This window comes from Streptomyces deccanensis, from assembly GCF_022385335.1.
GTDB classification, from domain to species: Bacteria; Actinomycetota; Actinomycetes; order Streptomycetales; family Streptomycetaceae; genus Streptomyces; species Streptomyces deccanensis.
The window spans coordinates 4,599,115-4,619,138 of sequence record NZ_CP092431.1; the positions used below are offsets into that span (position 1 = coordinate 4,599,115).

Sequence of the window (20,024 nt, forward strand, 5' to 3'; positions counted from 1 at the left end):
CCGCCGTCCGGACGGAAACCGGCCGGTCACCGCCGTCAGGCGTACCCCCAGCTCCCGTAGGCCCCCGGAGGCACTCCCTTGTCCGCGCACCCCACCGCCGACCCCGCCGCCCCCACCGAGCCGGCCGACCCCCTCTCCCGCGAGCGCTCCCATCTCGCCGCCTCCCGTGCCGCGTTGCGGGCCATGCGGGAGGACGTGCAGGCGCTGGACATCAAGGACGTCACCGCGAACTGGGTGAACGCGGAGGTACTCGCCCGCCAGATCGAGGAGCGGATCAAGGCCCTCGCGGACCTGAGCCACACCCCGCTCTTCTTCGGCCGCCTCGACTATCTGCACGCGCCGGGCGCGGAGCAGGCCGAGGGGGCGGAGGGGGAGCGCTTCTACATCGGGCGCCGGCACGTGCACGACGCGGACGGCGACCCGATGGTCATCGACTGGCGCGCCCCCGTCTCGCAGCCGTTCTACCGGGCGTCGAAGACCGACCCCATGGACGTCGGCCTGCGCCGCCGCTTCGGGTACACCGGCGGCGACCTCACCGCGTACGAGGACGAGCACCTCTCCGACCCTGCCGAGGCGGCGGCCACCAGCAAGCTGCTCCAGCAGGAGATCGAGCGTCCGCGTGTCGGCCCGATGCGGGACATCGTGGCGACGATCCAGCCGGAGCAGGACGAGATCGTCCGCTCGGACCTGTCCGGCAGCCTCTGCGTCCAGGGCGGCCCCGGCACCGGCAAGACCGCGGTCGGCCTGCACCGGGTCGCCTACCTCCTCTACGCCCACCGCGAGCGGCTGTCCCGCACCGGCACCCTCGTCATCGGGCCGAACCGCTCCTTCCTCCACTACATCGAGCAGGTCCTGCCCGCGCTGGGCGAGCTGGAGGTCAAGCAGGCGACCGTCGACGACCTCGTCGCCCATGTCGAGGTGCGGGGCGCGGACGACGCGGCGGCGGCCGTCGTGAAGGGCGACGCCCGCATGGCCGAGGTGCTCCGCCGGGCCGTACGGTCGCACGTCACGCTGCCCACCGAGCCCGTCGTGGTCGTCCGGGGTTCGCGTCGCTGGCGGGTGCCGGCGTACGAACTCGAAGGCATCGTGCGGGAGTTGCTGGACCGGGACATCCGCTACGGGGCCGCGCGGGACGCCCTGCCGCAGCGGATCGCGCACGCCGTGCTGGTGCAGATGGAGCGGGCGGGTGAGGCGCCCGACGACCGGGTGCAGGACGCGGTGGCGCGCAACGCGGCCGTGAAGGCGGCCGTCAAGGCGATCTGGCCGCCCGTGGACCCGGCGAAGCTCGTGATGCGGCTCCTCTCCGACGCCGACTTCCTCGCCGAGCACGCGGACGGGCTCCTGACCGAGGAGGAGCGCAAGACGATCCTGTGGGCGAAGCCGGCGCGGAGCGTGAAGTCGGTGAAGTGGTCGGCCGCCGACGCCGTGCTGATCGACGAGACCACGGACCTGGTGCAGCGCACGCATTCCCTCGGCCATGTCGTGCTCGACGAGGCGCAGGACCTCTCCCCCATGCAGTACCGGGCGGTGGGCCGCCGCTGCACCACCGGTTCGGCGACGGTCCTCGGCGACCTCGCGCAGGGCACGACGCCCTGGGCGACGCGGAGTTGGGAGGAGGCGCTGACGCATCTCGGCAAGACGGAGGCGCATGTGGAGGAGCTGACGGCAGGTTTCCGCGTCCCGACCGACGTCATCACGTACGCCTCACGGCTCCTGCCGCACATCGCGCCCGGTCTGACGCCGGTCGCGTCCGTCCGGGAGAACCCGGGCTTCTTCGACGTACGGCCGAGCGCCGACGACTCCCAAGTGGTGGCCGCCTGCGAGGAGTTGCTCCGCAACGAGGGCTCGGTCGGCCTCATCGCCGCCGACGCCCGTGTCCCCGCGCTCGCCGAGGCGCTGACGGCGGCGGGGATCACCTACCTCGCGCCCGGCGAGGAGACCACGCACGAGACCCGCCTCACCCTCGTCCCGGCCTCGCTCGCCAAGGGCCTCGAGTACGACTACGTGGTGCTGGACGAGCCGCAGGCCGTCGTCGACGGGGAGCCCGACGAACGGACCGGCCTGCGCCGTCTGTACGTGGCCCTCACCCGAGCGGTGTCGGGCCTGATCGTCACCCACGCGGCCCCGCTGCCCCCGCAGCTCGTCTAGCGTCGGCTGAACGTCAGGTGTGTGACCCCGCTGGGTGAGGAGACGGCCTCGATGTCGTAGTCCTTCTCCAGGCCCTCCAGCCCGTCCCAGAGGCGTTCGCCCCGGCCGAGCAGGACAGGGGTCACCACGACGTGCAGGTGGTCGATGAGCCCGGCGGCGAAGAAGTCCCGGACCACGGTGACCCCACCGCCGATGCGTACGTCCTGGCCGTCCGCCGCCTCGCGGGCCGCCTCCAGCGCCTCGGCGGGTGAGGCGTCGAGGAAGTGGAAGGTCGTCCCGCCCTCCATCCGGATCGACGGCCGGGGATGGTGGGTGAGGACGAAGGTCGGGGTGTGGAAGGGCGGGTTGGGCCCCCACCACCCCTTCCACTCCGGGTCCTCGTGCCATCCGGGGTAGCCGAACTTCCCCGCGCCCATGATCTCGGCCCCGACCCCGGGCTGGAACTTCCGCGCGAAGGCGTCGTCGAGGCCGGCTGTCCCGCCGGATCCGCCGGTCGCCTCGCTCCACCACCGGGTGGCAAACATCCACTCGTGCAGCCGTTCACCGGCGTGGCCGAACGGCGCGTCGCGGCTCAGGCCCTCACCGGTGCCGAAGCCGTCGAGCGAGACGGAGAAGTTGTGGACGCGGGCGAGTGACATGGCTGGTGACTCCCTTTCATCCGCTGGTCGAGCGTCGTGGGCCGGGACGACCGGCCCGGTCATGAGGGAGATGATGGCGGCCAGGACACGCCTCGCATACTCCCGTGACGGCACAGCCGCCGCCGGGGGTCCGACGGCCACCCGGATGGGCGGTCCACGTGTTCACGCCACCCCAGGCAGGTGGCTGTGCACACGCGTCGGCCCCCGGCGACCGAGGTCGCCGGGGGCCGATCAGGTGCGAGGGCGCTCTACTTGAACTTGTTGCTGGTCGCCAGGTAGACCTGCTTCGCGTTCTTGCCGAGGCGCGGCCCGGTGATGAACGTGGAGCGGTCGCTGAGGGAGTTGTTGGAGACCAGGTAGGTGCGGCCCTTGTGGGTCATGAACCAGGGGCCGCCGGAGGCGCCGCCGTTCATGGTGCAGCCGACCATGTACTGGGCCGGGTAGTCGCTCGGGTAGCTGTAGCCGAGGACGAAGCGCTTGGTGGCGCCCTGGCAGTGGTACATCTTCGAGCCGTCGTACGGGGCCTCGGCCGGGTAGCCGCGCACCTTCATGTTCTTGACCTTGTTGGCGGCGGGCGCGTTGAACCACACCGGCAGTGCCGAACCGAGGCGCTCCTCAAGGGACTTGGAGCCCTTCTCCGGCTTCACGTGCAGCACCGCGTAGTCGTACGCGGCGGCCACGGTGCCCTGGCTCGCGGCGCCGCCCTTGATCCAGGTCCCGGAGGTGGTGGCCCAGTCGGCCCAGGCGACGCCGTACGGGGAGACGTTGCTGGCGCGGTAGTTGGCCGACGCCTGGCTGATGTTCAGCTTGCCCGTGTTGTTGAAGGACGGGACGAAGGCGATGTTGCGGTACCAGCCGCCGCCCTTGCCCGCGTGCACACAGTGCCCGGCGGTCCACACGAGGTTGGACTTGCCCGGGTGCGCCGGGTCCTTCACGACCGCGGCGGAGCAGACGCTCGACCCCTGGGGGGTGGTGAAGAAGAGCTTGCCAACCGGGGGCGCGTACTTGTGGTAGGTCGCCTTGACGCGGCCGGCCTGCTGCTTCTTGACCTTGCCGTCGGGCAGCCAGACCTGGGTGGTCTTGCCGGCACCGGTGGCGGTGTTGCCGGCCTCGGCGATCGCCGGCAGGTCGGGCAGGTTCTCCTCGGCCTCGGCGATGCGCTCCGGCGTCCAGAAGTTCTCGATGTACGGGTTGGCGAAGTCCTCCGCCTTGGAGGCCCAGTCGCCGCTGAAGTCCTGCCAGCCACCGTCCTTCCACTTCCGCAGCGCGTCACCGGACAGCTCGGTCGGCACGCCCTTCGGGAGCTTGAAGCCGCCGACGGTCGTGTCACCGCCGCTCTCGTTCTCTCCGGTGTCGATGTTGTCGCCCGCGTCCGCCTGGGCGGTCGTGGAGTCGGAGGCCTTGGCCCCACTCTCCTCGGTCTTGCTGCAGGCAGTGGTAGTGACCATGACCGCGGCGATCACGGCGGCAGCGGCCGTGAGGCCGCGGCGGCGTATGAATGGCATGGAGCCCGTCCCCGTGTGATGAAACTTGTCATGCCCCCGCTTGGCTGGGGCGAGACAACTATGCACGCGCGTGAGGGCCTGATGATCGCCAAGGCGCTCTTCACGTCGACTTCGCACACAACAACTACGCGGCGGATATCTACCTGTGATGTGGCGCGTCCGCATCCATCGGACAAGGCCGGGCCCAACTCACAAGTTCTTCACAATGATTGATTCTTCATCACTCCGACACCTCCCGCCTCTTGTGCACTACCCGCGAGTAGCGCCAATCTGACCTGCGCATGCCATCCCCCAGGCGGGCTCAGGAGGTCGCAGTGAAGACAGGTTCACGCACGCGCGCATCGCGTCGTTTCCGCAGATCCGCCGTGGTGGTCGGCGCCGCCGTCGCGCTGGTGGTCGGCGTGGCCGGCAGTGCGTACGCGGCTCCGCCCGGCGCGCTGCCCGCCAACGCGGAGGCGCTGGAGACGACGTGGCAGCCGGCGTACGACTACGACACCGACGGCTGTTACTCGACGCCCGCGATCGGCCCGACGGGCACGGTCAACGGCGGCCTGAAGCCCACCGGTTCACTGAGCGGCGACTGCCGCGATCGGTCCGACCTGGACAACACCAACGGCTACTCGCGCTACAAGTGCAACAACGGCTGGTGCGCGATCATGTACGACCTCTACTTCGAGAAGGACCAGGCGGTCGCGGGCAGCAGCATCGGCGGCCACCGGCACGACTGGGAGCACGTCGTGGTCTGGGTGCAGAACGGCACGGCCCAGTACGTCTCGACGTCCGCCCACGGCGGCTTCACCGTGCACGCCGCGTCGGCGGTCCGCTGGGACGGCACGCACCCGAAGATCGTCTACCACAAGGACGGCATCCGGACGCACTGCTTCCGCCTCGCGGGCTCCAACGACGAGCCGCCGGAGAACCACGAGGGCACCTGGCAGTACCCGCCGCTCGTCGGCTGGAACGGCTACCCGGCCGGCGTCCGCGACATCCTCGTCTCCCACGACTTCGGCAGCGCCAACTTCGGCCTCAAGGACGGCAGTTTCGCCTCGAACCTCACCAAGGCCAAGCCGTCGGGGATCTCCTTCGACCCCAACGCGTAGCCCTGCGGGCTGCCCTGCCGAGGGGGGTGCGCTGTGGGGTGGGTGCGCTGTGGGGTGGGTGCGTTTTCGGGTGCGGGTGCGCGGGGCTTCTCGCGCAGTTCCCCGCGCCCCTGAAAGACAGGGGCTGCGCCCCGTGCTTTCATCCCGCGGCGGCCCCGGCTACGGCGCGTACGCCAGGGCCAGGAAGCCCACCAGGTAGGCGGCCACGAACAGGGGTGGCACCCACTGTTCCAGGCGGGTCAGCGGCACGTACCGGCGCCAGTCCTCGCCCTCTCCCAGCTCGGTCCATTCGGCGCGGGAGTAGGCGTAGGCCGGGAGCCGTTTCTCGAACGCGCCGATGACCGCCCACTTCGCGGTGTTCAGCTGGCGGTAGGAACGGACCATCAGGTACCAGGCAGCGCACTGCCCGACGAGAATCAGCAGACCGGCGAGGAGCAGCCACACCGACACCCGTCCCGGACGCGGCCCGAGCCCGCCGACCATGGCCGTGGCGATGGCGCTGTTGAGCGACAGGAAGAAGGTGTTGGCAGCGCCTCGCCGCGCGCTGACGCGGTCGGCCGTCTCGACACAGAGCTTGTACTGCTCGAAGAGCACGCCCAGATAAGGGGTGTTGGCGGGCGTGTAACTGTCGGGCGCGACGTCGGAGTTCCACAGGGAGTGGTGGAGGTCTGCCATCCGCCCATCATGTCCGCCGCGCCGGAATCCCACCGGTACGGGCCGTCAGGTGCCACGAAAGAGCGAATCGGACCCGGTAATCCCCCTTGTTCGATTGCGCGTCGCGGCCGGCTCGGATCTGTTGCTGTTCATGACTGATCCCACTCCCTTCGGTACCCCCCGGCGGCGCCAACGCCCGCTGTTCGGATGCGCGTTACGGCTCGTGGGCCTGGCGGGGACGATCTGGGGCGGATTGCTGGTGATTTTCGCGGCCACCAGGAGCAACACGGTCTTCGTCCCGGTCAACGGCATCGGCCCCATGGTGCGGGATGTGCTGATCGTCGCGGGCGTCGGCCTCTGGGGCGCGCTGTCGCTCGTGGTGGGCCTGCGCATGCGGCGGCACGGGCGGCGCCATCACGTCCGGGTGGTCAGGACGATGGAGGAGGCGCGGCGGGAGCCGTACGTCCTCTACCTGCGCCCCTTCGCCGAGGACGCCACCGGCACCCTGATGCGGCACGCGTTCAGCCGGTGGATGGGGGTGGGCGGCTCGCTGGTGAGCGGCAGTTCGCTCACGCTGGAGGAGGGCGTGTGCCGGACGTTCAGCGCCTTCGGCCGCCCGCTCGCCGTGGGGGAACCCGACGAGGCGCTCCCCCTCGCCGGCTCCCGCCGCCTCTACCTCCCCCTCGACGACTGGCAGCCCACCGTCACCTCGCTCATCACCGACGCCCGCCTGGTCCTGCTGGTGGCCGGCACCAGCGAGGGCACCTTGTGGGAGCTGACCGAGGTGATGCGGCTGCGCCGCCCCCAGTCCGTACTGGTCCTGCTCTACGGCGACCGGCAGACGGGCGACCTCGACGTCCGGGAGGCGTACGACGACTTCCGGGAGGCCGCCGAGCGTGAACTGACCGCGCGTGCCGAGGAGTTGCGGCAGGTGCACGGGCCCGACTGGCAGCCGCCCCGGTTCCCGCCCCTCCCCGGGTTCCACGACCCCGACCGCCTGAAGTGGACCACGCTGCTGCGGGCCGTCGTCCGCTTCCGCTCCGACTGGACCCCCGAGATCGTGCTCCTGGACCCCACGGCCGTCGACGCCTGGACCCACGAGGGACGCGTCCGCAAGATGACCCGGGCCCAGGTGCTCCCGCTGCTGACCCGACTGCACGACGACCTGAACGGCCTCGACGGCACCGCCGTCGGCGCGATCCGGCGGGCAGGGCTCCCGACGCTCCCGATGGACCCGCGCTGACCCACGCGCGGGCGCGAGTAGGCCCGTGCTCCGGCGCGGGGCGTCAGTCGCCCCGCGCCCTCACTCCCGCGCGGGTGACACGTGCGTCCAGCGCCGCGCGCCACTCCCGTACGGCGTCGGCTGCGACCGGGGCGGTCCAGCCGTGCGGGCGGGCCGCGCCGCCGATGTGGAAGGCGTCTACGCGGGCGGCGCGCAGGCGGGGGATGTGGTCGAGGCGGAGACCGCCGCCGATCATCAGGCGTTGCGTGTAGCCGGGGTCCCCGCGTCTCGCGGCCTCCGCGAGCAGGACCGGCAGCCCGTCGTCCACGCCCTGCGCCGACCCCGCCGTCAGATACGTGTCCAGCCCCGGCAGGTCCGCGAGCTGCTTGCGCAGGGCGTCCCGGTCGGCGGCGCGGTCGACCGCCCGGTGGAACGTCCACGGGCGCCCGTCCAACTCGGCGACCACCCGCTCCACGGCGTCCAGATCGGGCCCGCCGTCCTCCCCGAGGAACCCGAGCACGAACTCCTCCGCCCCGGCCGCCCGCAGGTCACAGGCGACCCGCACGAGCGCGTCCACGTCACCCGCCGCGAACCCGTCCGCGAGCCGCAGCATGACGCGTACGGGGATGTCGACGGCGGCCTGCACGTCCACGAACGTCGCGACGGTCGGGGTGAGCCCGTCGGCCGCCATGTCCGCCACCAGCTCCAGCCGGTCGGCACCTCCGGCCTGGGCGGCGACGGCGTCCTCGGCGTCGAGGGCGATCACCTCCAGAAGCGCGCGCGTGGTCATGGGGCCCCTTCCCTCGGGCTTCGCGTGACGACTACAGGTCTAGTCCAATTATGCAATCTACCAACAACGCGGACTGTTGGATGCGGACGGTCACGGTTCGCATGCGTCCGACCACCGTCCGCATCTACCCTCAATTGGGCGCCGTTCAACAAGACCGGCTGTGCGAGAGGGAGTTGTTCATGCCGAAGCCGAAGACTCTCGACCCGTCCGAGTCGACCCGGGCGATGTACGGCGCGGAGCTGCGACATCGGCGCGAGCGGGCGGGAATGTCCCAGGAGGAGCTGGGGGCTGCGATGTTCGTCAGCGGTTCGTTCGTGGGCCAGTTGGAAGCGGGCGTCCGACGCATGCGACTGGAGTACGCGAAGTCGGTCGACGAGATCCTGAAGACGGACGGGTTCTTCGTGCGGAACCTGGAGGCGGCGCGGCTGTCGCCCTACCGGGCCCACTTCGCGGATGTGGTGGAGCTGGAAGGCATGGCCTGCACGATCAAGGACTGGGCGCCGTCCTCCGTGCCTGGCCTCATTCAGACCCCGTCGTACAACCGAGCCGTGATCCGCGCGTACGACCCGCTCGTCTCGGAGCAGGTCGTCGAGGAACGAATCGCGTTCCGAAAGGCCCGAGCCCACATCTTCGACAGCCCGACACCGCCCCTGTACTGGGCGGTCCTCGACGAGCTGATCGTACGACGTCAGGCTGGCAGCCCAGCGGTGATGGCCGAGCAGCTGCTCCACATCGCGAGCATGATCCGAAGCAACCGGATCATCGTCCAGGTGCTGCCCATCAGCGCGGGGGTCCACGCAGGGAACGCCGGCATCTTCAAGCTGATGACCTTCAGCGACGCTCCGCCGATGGTGTACTGCCAAGGGTCCGAATCCGGACGCTTGTTGGACGATCCAGCTGTATTCGCCCGCTCTGCGCTGACCTACGATTTGTTGGGGGCCGCGGCGTTGTCGCCTGACGCGTCCCTCGCTCTGATCGAGCAGGCGGCCAAGGAGTACAAGGATGCGGACCGCACCCGATCTGAGGACCGCGACCTGGCGTAAGAGCAGCTACAGCGACGGCGCTGGAGACGAATGCCTGGAAGTCGCCGACGCCCTCCCCGGCCTCGTCCCCGTCCGCGACAGCAAAAACCCCACCGGCAATGTCGTCGTATTCCGGGCCGCCGCCTGGACGTGCTTTATCGGGGCGGCGGCCCGGGAACTCCGCCCCGCTCAGTAAATGGTGATCTGCTCGATCTTGTGAACCGTGCCGCTGGGGGAACCGGAGGCGAGGCCGAGGTGGAAGGCGTACCACTTCGGGAGGCGGCCCGAGTCCCACTGAGGGCCGCCCAGGACCGTGCGGTACTTGAAGCTCACCTCGTTGTTGCCGGTGTTCATCCAGCCCACGCCGTAGATGGCGACATCGATCGTGCCGGCGTTGGCGAAGCAGGGGTTCACCCCGTCGACCTCGAAGTAGAGGAAGTCGCTCCTCTCTCCGCAGTCCACCCGGTTGATGGCGTGCGCGGGGAGCGCGGTGGCGACGGTGGCCGCCAGTGCCGCGCCGGTGACGCCGGCGAAGCGGAGCGCGCGGCGCGCGAGCGAACGGTTCATCCAGGACCCCTCTGACTCTCCCGACTGACTGGTATTCGGCGAGTGAGAGGGGAAGAAATGCCGCCAGGTTGCTCCGTGACGGCAAACCCGTCGCACGAATGCCCTTGAGGGCAGAGGCAGTTGCCCTCCCGTGCACAGTGAATTGCGAGATCGATTTCCCGCTGTACGCTCTGCGATCAATTCCGGCTCCACGCTTCAGAAATCGACGCAGAGGGAAGTCATGCGCAGAATCACAGCGGCCGTCGCCGCAGGTCTGATGACGTTCGCGGGACTGGTCGCGGCGGGCGCCCCGGCCCAGGCGGCGGGGACCGCCGAGTACGTCGCGCTCGGCGACTCGTACGCGTCCGGTGTCGGCGCGGGCTCGTACGACCCGGCGAGCGGCGACTGCAAGCGGAGCACGCTGAACTACCCCCACCTGTGGGCGGCGGCCAACCCGGAGTACGCGCTGAAGGACGCCACGTGCAGCGGCGCGACCATCGCGGACGTACGGGCCGAGCAACTGTCGGCGCTGAGCGCGAACACCAACCTGGTCACCCTGACCGTGGGCGGGAACGACGCCCAGTTCTCGACGGTCGTGCAGACCTGCCTCACCGACATCGAGAACGCCTGCGCGCTGGCCACCGGCTGGATGTCCACGTACGCCAAGGGCCAGCTGGTGGGTGAACTGACCGGCCTCTACAAGGACATCAAGGCCCGTTCGCCGAAGGCCCTGATACTCGTCTTCGGCTACCCGCAGGCGCTGTCCACGACCGGCGCGTGCGCCCCGATCGAGCTGAGCGCCAAGAAGCGCGCCGGGATGAACGGGCTGGCCGACGCGCTCGCGGAGGGCGGGCGGAAGGCGGCGGCCGACGCCGGGGTCCACTTCGTCGACATGCGGGGGCAGTTCAACGGCCACGGGGCATGCGGCACCGACCCGTGGATCCACGGCCTCAACCTCACCGAGTCCGCCGCGACCTTCCACCCGAACGCGGCGGGCCAGGAGAAGGGCTACGCGACGAAGTTCAAGTCCCTCTGGGGCTGACCCCCGGTACTCACGCGTAGAGGTTCAGCTCGGCCTCGGTGGCGCCCGCCAGCTCGTACGACGTGCCGGCCGGCGGGCGGCGCCCCGAGTAGAGGCGTACGAGGGTGGGGGCGTCGCCGATGTAGCGGGCGGGCGGGGCGTCGCCGCTCGGGGCGCCGAGCAGCAGGGGCGTGTCGGTGTCGTCGAGGTCGGCGTGCAGCGGGCGGGTGCCGCGCACCCGGGTGAGGTGGGTCAACAGCTCGACCGCGAGGCCGAGTTGGGCGCCGCCGTACGCTCCCGGCAGGTCCCACGCCTCGCGTACGTCACCGGCGTGCACCCACTCGCCGAGGGCGACGCCGTCCAGGGAGCCACCGGCGTCGGCGATGACCGGGCCCGCCTCGGTCATGCCCCGCTCCAGTTCGTCGACGATCCGCGCGACGGGCCACTCGCTCCGCTCGGCGATGTCCCGGTCGTTCGACTCCGGGCTGAACACGCCCTTCTCGAACCGGCCCTCCACCACCCGCGACAGCGCGGCGGAACAGTGCGCCAGCACGTCCCGCACACTCCACCCCGGACAACAGGTCGCCGCCGCGAAGTCCCCCTCGGGCCTCCCCCGCAACAGCGGCACCAGCGCGTCCCGCTCCCCGGCCAGCAGCCGCGCGGGGAGTCCGGGGTCCCGTACATCGTGCGTATCAGCCACAGTCGTCATGCCCTCCACGCTAGGGGGAGAGGGCCGCCGGATGCACGCACGGCACAATGCGTGCATGCCCGACCCCGAGACCACGCCCGAGACCCCCGGCCCGCCCGGTGTCGACGAGAGCCGGCGTACGGCCCTTCGCCACCGCTGGCTGCCCGCGCTGCTGTCGGCGCGGGACGGGGCCCGCGAGCCCGCTCCGCTCCCGTACGCCGACGCGCTGATCGCGCGGTGGTCGGAGCCGCAGCGGAAGTACCACACCCTGGACCACCTCACGGCGGTGCTGGACCGGATCGAGGTGCTGGAGGACCACGCGACGGACCCGGACCTCGTCCGGCTGGCCGCCTGGTTCCACGACGCGGTGTACCTCCCGGAGCGGTCGGAGAACGAGGAGCGGTCGGCCCGGCTCGCCGAGCGCGCGTTGCCGGAGGCGGGGGTGTCGGCGGAGCGGACGGCGGAGGTGGCACGGCTGGTGCGCCTCACCGTCACTCACGACCCGGCCGACGACGACCCGAACGGGCAGGTCCTGTGCGACGCGGACCTCGCGATCCTGGCGTCCCCGCCGGACACGTACGCCGCGTACGCCGCCGCCGTACGGGAGGAGTACGGCTTCGTCCCGGACGACGCGTTCCGCACGGGCCGCGCGGCGGTACTGCGCCAACTCCTCGACCTGCCAAGGCTGTTCAGGACACCGTACGGACAGCGGGAGTGGGAGTCCCGGGCCCGGGAGAACCTGCGGACGGAGCTGGCGGCCCTGACGGAGCAGACGGGGCGACCGGAAGCGGACGACTGACGACCACGCCGTCGCCCCTTCAGGGGCGCGGGGAACTGCGCGAGAAGCCCCACCGGGCAGACGTCTGGGGGTTGAAGGGGCGCAGCCCCTGGGGATGGGACGGGTAGGGGCGGCGGGGGCGAGGAACGCCTCACCACCTCGGCCGTTTCGGTCGGTGGGACGGCCGGCACGTGGGGAATGCGGCCCGGTGGCCGTCGGTTGCCCATGGATATGCCCTCAGCCGCCGCTCCCGACCACGCCCCCAGCACCCGCACCCGTTTCCGCATACCCCTCTCCGTCTACGTCCTCGGTCTCGCCGTCTTCGCGCTGGGGACCAGCGAGTTCATGCTCTCGGGGCTGTTGCCGCCCATCGCGGAGGACATGGACGTGTCCATCCCCCGGGCGGGTCTGCTGATCTCGGCGTTCGCGATCGGGATGGTGGTCGGGGCGCCCCTGCTGGCCGTGGCGACGTTGCGGCTTCCCCGCCGTACGACCCTCGTCACCCTGATCACGGTCTTCGGCCTCGGACAGGTCGCCGGAGCCCTCGCCCCCAACTACGCCGTCCTCTTCGCCTCCCGGATCGTGAGCGCCCTCGCCTGCGCGGGCTTCTGGGCGGTCGGCGCGGCCGTGGCCGTGGCCATGGTGCCCGTCAACGCCCGTGCCCGCGCCCTGGCCATCATGATCGGCGGCTTGTCGATCGCGAACGTGCTGGGCGTACCGGCGGGCGCGTTCCTCGGGGAGCACTTCGGATGGCGGTCGGCGTTCTGGGCGGTGGCGGTGGCCTCCGCGATCGCGCTGGTCGGCGTGGTGACGCTCGTCCCGGCGATCCCGCTGCCCGAGGAGCGGCCCCGGCTCGCCCAGGAGGCCCGGATCTACCGCGACGGGCAGGTCTGGCTGTCCATCGCGATCGTGGCGCTCGCCGCAGGCGGCGTCTTCTGCGCGTTCAGCTATCTCGCGCCGCTGCTCACGGACGTGTCCGGCCTGGACGCCGGCTGGGTGCCGACCGTGCTCGCGCTGTTCGGGATCGGGGCGCTGATCGGCACGGCGATCGGAGGCCGGATCGCGGACGCGCACCTCTTCGGGGTGCTGCTCAGCGGGACCGCCGCCTCCACGGTCCTGCTCGTCGCCCTGGCGCTGTTCGCCCAGTACGCCGTCGCCGCCGTCCTCCTCTCCTTCCTCCTCGGGGTGTCCGCCTTCTACACCGCCCCGGCGCTCAACGCCCGCCTGTTCAACGTCGCCGGCGCCGCCCCGACCCTGGCCGGCGCCACCACCACCGCCGCGTTCAACCTCGGCAACACCGGTGGCCCCTGGATCGGCGGGGTCGTCATCGACGCGGGCCAGGGCTTCGCCGCCACGGCGTGGGCGGGCGGCGCCATCACCGCGGCCGCCATCGGCACGACCGCCGTCTCGCTCCGTCTGCACCGGCGTACGCGGGCGTCGCGCAGGGTGGCCGGGAGCGGTGACAGCGCCGGCGCGGGCGCCGTAAATCCGGTACGTACGGACGCCTGACCCCGTCTATCCTCGCCGCCATGCGACCAATGGGTGGGGAACAGGTACGGGAAGCCGTCGAGCACTGTCTCGCGGTGCTGGGCGCGGTGGCCGAGCGGGACTGGAAGGGCGTCAAGGCCGGGCGGCTGGACTGGGACTGCCGTGAGACCGCCGAGCACGTCGCGTCGGACCTGATCGCGTACGCGGGGCAGTTGGCGGGGCGGCCGACGGCACGCTACGTACCGTTCGAGATCGACATGGCGGAGTGCGAGAACAACGCCGACCTGCTGGAGGTCATCAGGACGACCGGCGTCCTGCTGACCGCCGTCGTCCACACCACCCCGCGCTCGGTCCGCGCCTTCCACCCGTACCCGTTCCGCGCCGCCGACCGCGAGGGCTTCGCCGCGATGGGCGTCGCCGAGGTGCTGCTGCACACGCACGACATCGTCGAGGGCCTCGGGCTCCCGGTGGCCACGGCCGTGCCACCCGCCGGGCTCGGCCTCTCGGAGTCCGTGCTCGCCCGCCTCTTCCCGCACGTCAGGCCCGGTGACGACCCCTGGGCGACGCTGCTGTGGGCCACCGGCCGGGGCGATCTGCCGGGCCGGGCGCCCGTCACCGCGTGGAAGTGGAGCAACCCGCTGCACATCGACGCCGACCGGCTCGTCCTCCAGGGCGTCCACCCGGCCGCCGCGGCCGATCTCGCCGAGGGCGGCACCGGCGGCTTCGACTGGATCGTGGGCGGCCCGGTCGAGGGGACCCGGACCGGCGCGGGCCTGGTGTTCCAGGCGTACGAGGCGGGGGTGCACCGGCCCGAGTGGGGCATGTTCGTGCTCGTCCGCAAGGAGGACGGGCTGGCCGTCGGCGCGCTCGGCTACCACGGGGCACCGGACGAGGAGGGCCGCGTCGAGATCGGCTACGACCTGGTGGAGGGGGCGCGCGGCCGCGGTTACATGACCGAGGCGGTGGGCGCGCTGGCCGCCTGGGCGCGGGAGCGGAGCCGGGAGCAGGGGGACGTACGGTCGTTGTTCGCGGTCGTCGAGAAGGCCAACACCCCTTCGCAGAACGTGGTTTCGCGCGCCGGATTCGACAAGGTGAGCGACGACTGGGGGGACGGGGAGCACGGGGAGCAGTTCGCGTACGAACTCCGTCTGCGCGCCTGACGTACGCCGGGCCCAACCGCTCCGCTTTCTTGCCGTTTTCCCTGTCGGGGGCCCTGTCGCAGTCCCGATAATTCGGTCACGGCGGCGTGAATGCCGTCAACGCGGCGCGAAAGCGTCGTGCGCGCTCGCGCACGTCGGGGGCGCGTCGGGGGATCGGGGGATCGCGATGAGTCAGCCCACACCGCCGCCGGGTCCGCCGCCGGGGCCTCCCGTGCCGGGCCCGGACGGCGATCACGGCCGCCGGAGCGTCCGTATCGCCATGATCAGCCTGGTCGTCAGCAGCGTGCTCACGGTGATCGGTTTCGTGGTGACGGCGACGACGTCGGACAGGGGCGGCGGCGGCACGACCGGCGGCACGACCTCCGGCAGCACCACGACGACGGGCGGGACGGACGGCGGCGACACGGGGGGCACCGACTCCGGCGGCACGGCGGGCGCGACCGCAGACGGCACGGACACGAGCGGTACGGACTCCGGCGGCACGGACACCGGTGCCGCCGGCGGCGGTGACGACAGCAGCGGCGGGAGCGACGACAGCAGTGGTGGGAGCGGCGACAGCAGTGGTGGGAGCGGCGACGACGACGGCCTCACCACCGCCGAACGCGACCTGCGCGACTCGCTCAACGACAGTCAGTGGACGCGCGAGAGCTGTGTGAGCGAGATCGCGCCGGGTTCGGACGCCGCCGTGACCTGCACGGTGACCACGGACACCGTCACCATGGGCCAGGTCACGACGAAGGCGAGCGTCGCCGTGTACCCGTCCCGGAGCAAACAGCAGGAGGTCTACCTGGCCTACGGCGGCACCCTCCAGGAGGGCGACTGCTCACAGATGTGGAACGTGCGCGGCTCCTGGTACGAGTCGGACTCCGGCGACCCCACCGGCGACATGTCCTGCTACACGCCGAACGGCACCCAGTACGTGATCGTCTGCACCTACTACGACCGGAACGCCGTCTTCCAGGTGATGGGAGGCGACCCCAGGACCCTGATCGCCTGGTGGAAGGGGCTGGAGCCGGTCTTCGTCGACTGACGCCCACGCCCACCTTCAGGGCGAAGCCGAAGGCCCCCGGCGCTTCGGTCTGCGCAACCCCGCCGCCGTCAGCCTGCGCAGCAGCTCCTTCGAGCCCACCTCCACGGCGCCCGCCCGCACGACCTCCGCGTAGCGGTGGGACGGGATGTCGTAGTGGTCGCGCTCGAAGGCGCGCTCGGGGATGCCCGCCTCGCGGGCGAAGGCGTGCAGTTCGTCGAAGGACACATCGCTCACGAGGTGGGACCACATCCGCCCGTGCCCCGGCCAGGTGGGCGGATCGATGTAGAGGGTCACGAGGACGTCGCCCCGCCCAGCGCGCCCAGCGCCGCGACCCGCACCCCCGCCTTGTGGCACACCCAGTGCGGATCGGGCCCGAGCTCCGGCTCGACATCGAGCGCGTGCGGGTCGCCGGCCTCGCAGACCGGACACAGGGGCCAGCGGCCGTACCGTTCGAGCAGGGCGTCCTGGACGTCCTGGGCGACGAGCCCGGCGACGTACGCCGCGCCGTCCGGCCACTGCTCGACCCACCAGCGGCGCTGCGCGACGGAGTCCTCGACCATCGAGACGATGTCCGCCTCGGCGACCTGCCCGGACACCAGATCGGCGAGCACGAGGGCGCGGGCGGCGTGCAGCGTCTGCTCAAGGGTGCTCACGGGGTCACTGCCGGTACTCATGCGTCCATTGTGCGGCCCTTGACCATCGGACCCGGCAGAAAATATCTTTCAAGATGTGAGCGATGACGTGAAGGAAATTTTCTCACCGGCGTCCACCCCGGCCGCGCCGCCCGCCCCCGCCGCCCTCGCGGCGAAGGTGCGGACGCTGGCGCCCTCCATGACCCGCTCGATGCAGCGCGTCGCGGAGGCCGTGGCGAACGACCCGGCCGCGTGCGCGGCGCTCACGGTCACCGGCCTCGCGGAACTCACCGGCACCAGCGAGGCGACGGTCGTCCGCACCGCCCGCATCCTCGGCTACCCCGGCTACCGGGACCTGCGCCTCGCCCTCGCCGGTCTCGCCGCCCACCAGCAGTCCGGCCGCGCTCCCTCGGTCACGGCCGACATCGCGGTGGACGACCCGCTGCCCGACGTGGTGGCCAAGCTCGCCTACGACGAGCAGCAGACCCTCGCGGACACGGCGGCCGGACTCGACATGGGCCAGCTCGGCGCGGCGGTCGGAGCCCTCGCCGGGGCCCGGCGCATCGATGTGTACGGGGTGGGGGCGTCCGGGCTGGTCGCCCAGGACCTCACCCAGAAACTGCTCCGCATAGGGCTGATAGCCCAGGCGCACAGCGACCCGCACCTCGCCGTCACCAACGCGGTGCAGCTCCGGGCGAAGGACGTGGCCGTGGCGATCACCCACTCCGGCTCGACGGGGGACGTCATCGAGCCGCTGCGGGTGGCCTTCGACCACGGGGCCACGACGGTGGCCATCACCGGGCGCCCGGACGGGCCGGTGTCCCAGTACGCCGACCACGTCCTGACGACGTCCACGGCACGGGAGAGCGAGCTACGACCGGCGGCGATGTCGTCCCGGACGAGCCAACTCCTGGTCGTGGACTGCCTGTTCGTAGGAGTGGCCCAACGAACGTACGAGTCGGCGGCCCCGGCCCTGTCGGCGTCGTACGAGGCATTGGCCCACCGCCACAGGACGGGGGGCCCGTCGCGCTAGCCCTCGCGACAGCCGCGGCGCCACCGTCGCGACAGCCCCGACTCACCACGGCACCCGCCCCGAAGGCACAGCCGCTCCACCCCGCACGGAATGAGTCCCCATGCCCCCCATCTGCCCCAACGCCTCCGGCCTCCCCGACTCCTCCGGCCTCCCCCACACCCCCGGTCTCCCCAGCCCCTCCGCCCTCCCCCCAGCCCTCGCTCTCCCCAACCACCTCGCCGTCCGTGCCGAGTTGGAGTCGTTGACGACCGAGGCGTTCCGGCCGGAGCTCGCTGACATCGATCAGCTTCCGACACTCGACATCGCGAAGCTGATGAACACGGAGGACGCGGCGGTGCCGACGGCCGTCGCCGCGCAGTTGCCGCTGATCGCCGCCGCGATCGACGCGATCGCGGAGCGCATGGGCCGAGGCGGTCGGCTGATCTACGCGGGCGCGGGAACGGCGGGCCGCCTGGGCGTGCTGGACGCGTCCGAGTGCCCGCCGACCTTCAACACGGCCCCGACCCAGGTCGTGGGCCTGATCGCGGGCGGCCGGGACGCGATGGTCACCTCGATCGAGGGCGCGGAGGACTCGGCGGAGCTGGCCCGCACCGACCTCGACGCCCTCACCCTCACCCCCGACGACACGGTGGTCGGCGTCTCGGCCTCGGGCCGCACCCCGTACGCGGTGGGCGCCGTGGAACACGCCCGCGCGGCCGGCGCGCTCACCGTCGGCCTGTCCTGCAACGCGGCCAGCGCCCTCGCCGCCGCGGCCGACCACGGCATCGAGATCGTCGTGGGACCGGAGCTGGTCACCGGCTCCACCCGCCTCAAGGCGGGCACGGCCCAGAAGCTCGTCCTCAACATGCTCTCGACGATCACCATGATCCGCCTCGGCAAGACCTACGGAAACCTGATGGTCGACGTCCGTGCCACCAACGACAAGCTCCGCGCCCGCTCCCACCGCATCGTCGCCCTCGCCACCGGCGCCACGGACGACGAGATCGAAAAGGCCCTGACCACCTCGAACGGCCAGGTCAAGAACGCCATCCTCACCCTCCTGAGCGGCGTCGACGCCCCCACGGCCACCCGCCTCCTGACAGAGAACGAGGGCCACCTGAGGGCGGCCCTGGCGGCGGCGATGTCCCGCTGAGACCACGCTGAGACCCTCCGGCGCAGCCCTACAGCGGTCCTTGGTGCACGTTGAGCTGCCGCAGCTCGACCGCGAGGCGAGCAGCTGTCACGAAGTCCCTGTCGTCGTGCAGGACGACCAGGCCGTGGTGGGCGGCGGTGGCACAGATCTGGAGATCGACGGCGGACAGCGCCTGATGCTCACCCCGCTCGGCGGCCCTCAGCTGCAGGCCGCCGATCCAGTGGTGCGCGTTCTTCGGGACGGAGATGTCGTCGTAGAGCTCCGCGAACATCGCGCTGTACGCCTCGTACTCCTTGAGGCCGCGCGCCGACCGCAGGAACTCCGCCCGCTGCGGGTAGCACGACCGGATGTCGCCGTCCATGACGGTCGGGCGCCAGGCCTCGTGCAGCTGCCGATCCCGGAGCAGGCGCCACAGGGCCGACGAGTCCAGCAGGTAACCGCTCACGTGCGGTGGGCCTCCTTGTCCGCGCGGTGCGCGGCCTCCGCCCCCTCGACGTCCCACTCCTGGGCGAGCTCGAAGTACTTGTCATAGGCGGTGGCACGCAGCAGCCGCAGGTTGTACTCCTCCAGCGCCTTCGCGACCGCGGCGGTCTTCGTCCGGTGCCCACCCAGACGCTTCGCGGTCTCCAGCGCCTCGTCGTCGATGTCGATGTGCGTCAGAGACATGCGACCCTCCACCCATGTACATGTATCCCATCCGCCCGCTCATCGAGTGTACATAGACTTCGCGCCCGAGCCGGCTGGGGAATCGGGGGATGTCAGTGCCTCATGGCACCCTGCATAGGTCAGAAGTCAGAGGACCTGATGGGGTCCGCGAGCACACCACCCGGGGGGAGACCACCACCATGAACCACGCCCAGCTCACCGCCCTCGGCCGCGCCCTGCGGGTCCTCGGGGAGCACGGTGAGGCGCTGACCGCCGACACGCCCGACGCCCGCCTCCACGAGGTCAAGGCCGACATCAAGCGAGCCCTGGAGCTGCTGGACGAGACGGTCACGACGGCCGCGCCCACCACCCGCTGCGCCGAGCACCCGAACGGCCCGGTGGACGAGGAGGCCCCCGACCGCTGCCTGCTCTGCGAGACCCGCCGCCGGGCCGCCCGCCGCACCCAGCTGAACGACAGCTACGGCCCGCCCCGCCCCACCGGCCCCACCACCCCGGCCCCCTCCCGCTACGGCGTACGGGACGACCGCCCCGAACCCCAGCAGCGCTGGCTCCCGGAGGCGTGGAACGGCCAGGTCTGGCAGCTCTGCGGCACCCCCCGCCGCGACCGCCGCGAGGCCGAGCTCTACCTCGCCGCCCAGCGCCGCGGCCCCCGCCCCGCCCTCGCCTACCGCCTGGTCCAGGAATTCACCGACTACGACGTCACCCGCATCTGGGGCGAGCCGGTCCGGGTTGACATCGAACCCCTGGGGAACATGTGAACGACCCCGGTCA

The 20,024-nt window shown here is 71.6% G+C and carries 23 protein-coding genes; 13 read left to right on the forward strand and 10 right to left on the reverse strand.

Annotated features, from left to right (window positions below; translation table 11 throughout):
- The first annotated feature begins 183 nt into the window (after nucleotides 1-183).
- The gene (locus L3078_RS20405; RefSeq protein WP_239760394.1) at nucleotides 184-2,148 is read left to right on the forward strand and encodes a HelD family protein; all 1,965 of its coding nucleotides are present in this window, start codon (nucleotides 184-186) and stop codon (nucleotides 2,146-2,148) included.
- On the opposite strand, the gene L3078_RS20410 is transcribed toward L3078_RS20405, so the two are convergent.
- Nucleotides 2,145-2,786, reverse strand: a complete 642-nt coding sequence (locus tag L3078_RS20410; RefSeq protein WP_239755383.1) for a dihydrofolate reductase family protein — start codon at nucleotides 2,784-2,786, stop codon at nucleotides 2,145-2,147. The genes L3078_RS20405 and L3078_RS20410 overlap by 4 nt on opposite strands.
- 248 nt (nucleotides 2,787-3,034) lie before the next feature.
- Nucleotides 3,035-4,291 carry a trypsin-like serine peptidase gene (locus L3078_RS20415; RefSeq protein WP_239755398.1) on the reverse strand — a complete coding sequence of 419 codons (1,257 nt, stop codon included), beginning with the start codon at nucleotides 4,289-4,291 and terminating at the stop codon, nucleotides 3,035-3,037.
- A gap of 314 nt (nucleotides 4,292-4,605) precedes the next feature.
- Between L3078_RS20415 and L3078_RS20420 the strand changes: the two genes are divergently transcribed.
- Nucleotides 4,606-5,391: an NPP1 family protein gene (locus L3078_RS20420; protein WP_239755399.1), complete on the forward strand. Its 786-nt coding sequence runs from the start codon at nucleotides 4,606-4,608 to the stop codon at nucleotides 5,389-5,391.
- A gap of 159 nt (nucleotides 5,392-5,550) precedes the next feature.
- On the opposite strand, the gene L3078_RS20425 is transcribed toward L3078_RS20420, so the two are convergent.
- Complete coding sequence (locus tag L3078_RS20425; protein WP_239755400.1) at nucleotides 5,551-6,066, reverse strand: RipA family octameric membrane protein; 516 nt, start codon at nucleotides 6,064-6,066, stop codon at nucleotides 5,551-5,553.
- Between the two features lie 130 nt (nucleotides 6,067-6,196).
- Between L3078_RS20425 and L3078_RS20430 the strand changes: the two genes are divergently transcribed.
- Complete coding sequence (locus tag L3078_RS20430; protein ID WP_239755401.1) at nucleotides 6,197-7,288, forward strand: hypothetical protein; 1,092 nt, start codon at nucleotides 6,197-6,199, stop codon at nucleotides 7,286-7,288.
- Nucleotides 7,289-7,331: 43 nt separating this feature from the next.
- On the opposite strand, the gene L3078_RS20435 is transcribed toward L3078_RS20430, so the two are convergent.
- Nucleotides 7,332-8,057, reverse strand: a complete 726-nt coding sequence (locus L3078_RS20435) for a copper homeostasis protein CutC (protein WP_239755402.1) — start codon at nucleotides 8,055-8,057, stop codon at nucleotides 7,332-7,334.
- A gap of 179 nt (nucleotides 8,058-8,236) precedes the next feature.
- Here L3078_RS20435 and L3078_RS20440 point away from each other — a divergent pair, with 179 nt between their 5' ends.
- A complete protein-coding gene (locus L3078_RS20440) occupies nucleotides 8,237-9,100 on the forward strand; it encodes a helix-turn-helix domain-containing protein (RefSeq protein ID WP_239760395.1) in 864 nt (287 codons plus the stop codon).
- A complete protein-coding gene (locus L3078_RS20445) occupies nucleotides 9,060-9,275 on the forward strand; it encodes a DUF397 domain-containing protein (RefSeq protein ID WP_239755404.1) in 216 nt (71 codons plus the stop codon). Before L3078_RS20440 ends, L3078_RS20445 begins: the two co-directional genes overlap by 41 nt.
- On the opposite strand, the gene L3078_RS20450 is transcribed toward L3078_RS20445, so the two are convergent.
- Nucleotides 9,269-9,646, reverse strand: a complete 378-nt coding sequence (locus L3078_RS20450) for a beta/gamma crystallin domain-containing protein (RefSeq protein WP_239755405.1) — start codon at nucleotides 9,644-9,646, stop codon at nucleotides 9,269-9,271. The two genes, L3078_RS20445 and L3078_RS20450, sit on opposite strands and share 7 nt — an antisense overlap.
- A gap of 220 nt (nucleotides 9,647-9,866) precedes the next feature.
- On the opposite strand from L3078_RS20450, the gene L3078_RS20455 reads away from it, so the two are divergent.
- A complete protein-coding gene (locus L3078_RS20455; protein ID WP_239755406.1) occupies nucleotides 9,867-10,667 on the forward strand; it encodes an SGNH/GDSL hydrolase family protein in 801 nt (266 codons plus the stop codon).
- A gap of 10 nt (nucleotides 10,668-10,677) precedes the next feature.
- Here L3078_RS20455 and L3078_RS20460 read toward each other — a convergent pair whose 3' ends face one another.
- The gene (locus L3078_RS20460; RefSeq protein ID WP_239755407.1) at nucleotides 10,678-11,355 is read right to left on the reverse strand and encodes a maleylpyruvate isomerase family mycothiol-dependent enzyme; all 678 of its coding nucleotides are present in this window, start codon (nucleotides 11,353-11,355) and stop codon (nucleotides 10,678-10,680) included.
- Nucleotides 11,356-11,410: 55 nt separating this feature from the next.
- Here L3078_RS20460 and L3078_RS20465 point away from each other — a divergent pair, with 55 nt between their 5' ends.
- The 4 genes from L3078_RS20465 to L3078_RS20480 all read left to right on the forward strand — a co-directional run bounded on the left by L3078_RS20465 (nucleotide 11,411) and on the right by L3078_RS20480 (nucleotide 15,790).
- A complete protein-coding gene (locus tag L3078_RS20465; protein WP_239755408.1) occupies nucleotides 11,411-12,133 on the forward strand; it encodes an HD domain-containing protein in 723 nt (240 codons plus the stop codon).
- A 264-nt stretch (nucleotides 12,134-12,397) separates the two neighbouring features.
- Nucleotides 12,398-13,621 (forward strand): Cmx/CmrA family chloramphenicol efflux MFS transporter, encoded by a 1,224-nt coding sequence (locus tag L3078_RS20470; RefSeq protein ID WP_239760396.1) that lies wholly within the window; start codon nucleotides 12,398-12,400, stop codon nucleotides 13,619-13,621.
- A 29-nt stretch (nucleotides 13,622-13,650) separates the two neighbouring features.
- Complete coding sequence (locus L3078_RS20475) at nucleotides 13,651-14,760, forward strand: GNAT family N-acetyltransferase (RefSeq protein WP_239760397.1); 1,110 nt, start codon at nucleotides 13,651-13,653, stop codon at nucleotides 14,758-14,760.
- 166 nt (nucleotides 14,761-14,926) lie between these two features.
- On the forward strand, nucleotides 14,927-15,790 hold the full coding sequence (locus L3078_RS20480) for a hypothetical protein (RefSeq protein ID WP_239755409.1): 864 nt from the start codon (nucleotides 14,927-14,929) through the stop codon (nucleotides 15,788-15,790).
- Between the two features lie 15 nt (nucleotides 15,791-15,805).
- Here L3078_RS20480 and L3078_RS20485 read toward each other — a convergent pair whose 3' ends face one another.
- Entirely contained in the window at nucleotides 15,806-16,084 is a 279-nt protein-coding gene (locus tag L3078_RS20485) for a DUF4031 domain-containing protein (RefSeq protein ID WP_239755410.1), read from the reverse strand.
- Nucleotides 16,081-16,464 (reverse strand): hypothetical protein, encoded by a 384-nt coding sequence (locus L3078_RS20490; RefSeq protein WP_239755411.1) that lies wholly within the window; start codon nucleotides 16,462-16,464, stop codon nucleotides 16,081-16,083. Before L3078_RS20490 ends, L3078_RS20485 begins: the two co-directional genes overlap by 4 nt.
- Before the next feature lie 55 nt (nucleotides 16,465-16,519).
- On the opposite strand from L3078_RS20490, the gene L3078_RS20495 reads away from it, so the two are divergent.
- Both L3078_RS20495 and murQ read left to right on the forward strand, forming a co-directional pair.
- Nucleotides 16,520-17,455 (forward strand): MurR/RpiR family transcriptional regulator, encoded by a 936-nt coding sequence (locus L3078_RS20495; protein WP_239755412.1) that lies wholly within the window; start codon nucleotides 16,520-16,522, stop codon nucleotides 17,453-17,455.
- Nucleotides 17,456-17,555: 100 nt separating this feature from the next.
- Complete coding sequence (murQ, locus tag L3078_RS20500) at nucleotides 17,556-18,587, forward strand: N-acetylmuramic acid 6-phosphate etherase (protein WP_239755413.1); 1,032 nt, start codon at nucleotides 17,556-17,558, stop codon at nucleotides 18,585-18,587.
- A gap of 28 nt (nucleotides 18,588-18,615) precedes the next feature.
- Here murQ and L3078_RS20505 read toward each other — a convergent pair whose 3' ends face one another.
- Complete coding sequence (locus tag L3078_RS20505; protein ID WP_239755414.1) at nucleotides 18,616-19,032, reverse strand: PIN domain-containing protein; 417 nt, start codon at nucleotides 19,030-19,032, stop codon at nucleotides 18,616-18,618.
- The gene (locus L3078_RS20510; RefSeq protein WP_239755416.1) at nucleotides 19,029-19,253 is read right to left on the reverse strand and encodes a type II toxin-antitoxin system VapB family antitoxin; all 225 of its coding nucleotides are present in this window, start codon (nucleotides 19,251-19,253) and stop codon (nucleotides 19,029-19,031) included. Before L3078_RS20510 ends, L3078_RS20505 begins: the two co-directional genes overlap by 4 nt.
- A gap of 179 nt (nucleotides 19,254-19,432) precedes the next feature.
- On the opposite strand from L3078_RS20510, the gene L3078_RS20515 reads away from it, so the two are divergent.
- Nucleotides 19,433-20,011 (forward strand): hypothetical protein, encoded by a 579-nt coding sequence (locus L3078_RS20515; protein WP_239755417.1) that lies wholly within the window; start codon nucleotides 19,433-19,435, stop codon nucleotides 20,009-20,011.
- Nucleotides 20,012-20,024: the final 13 nt, after the last annotated feature.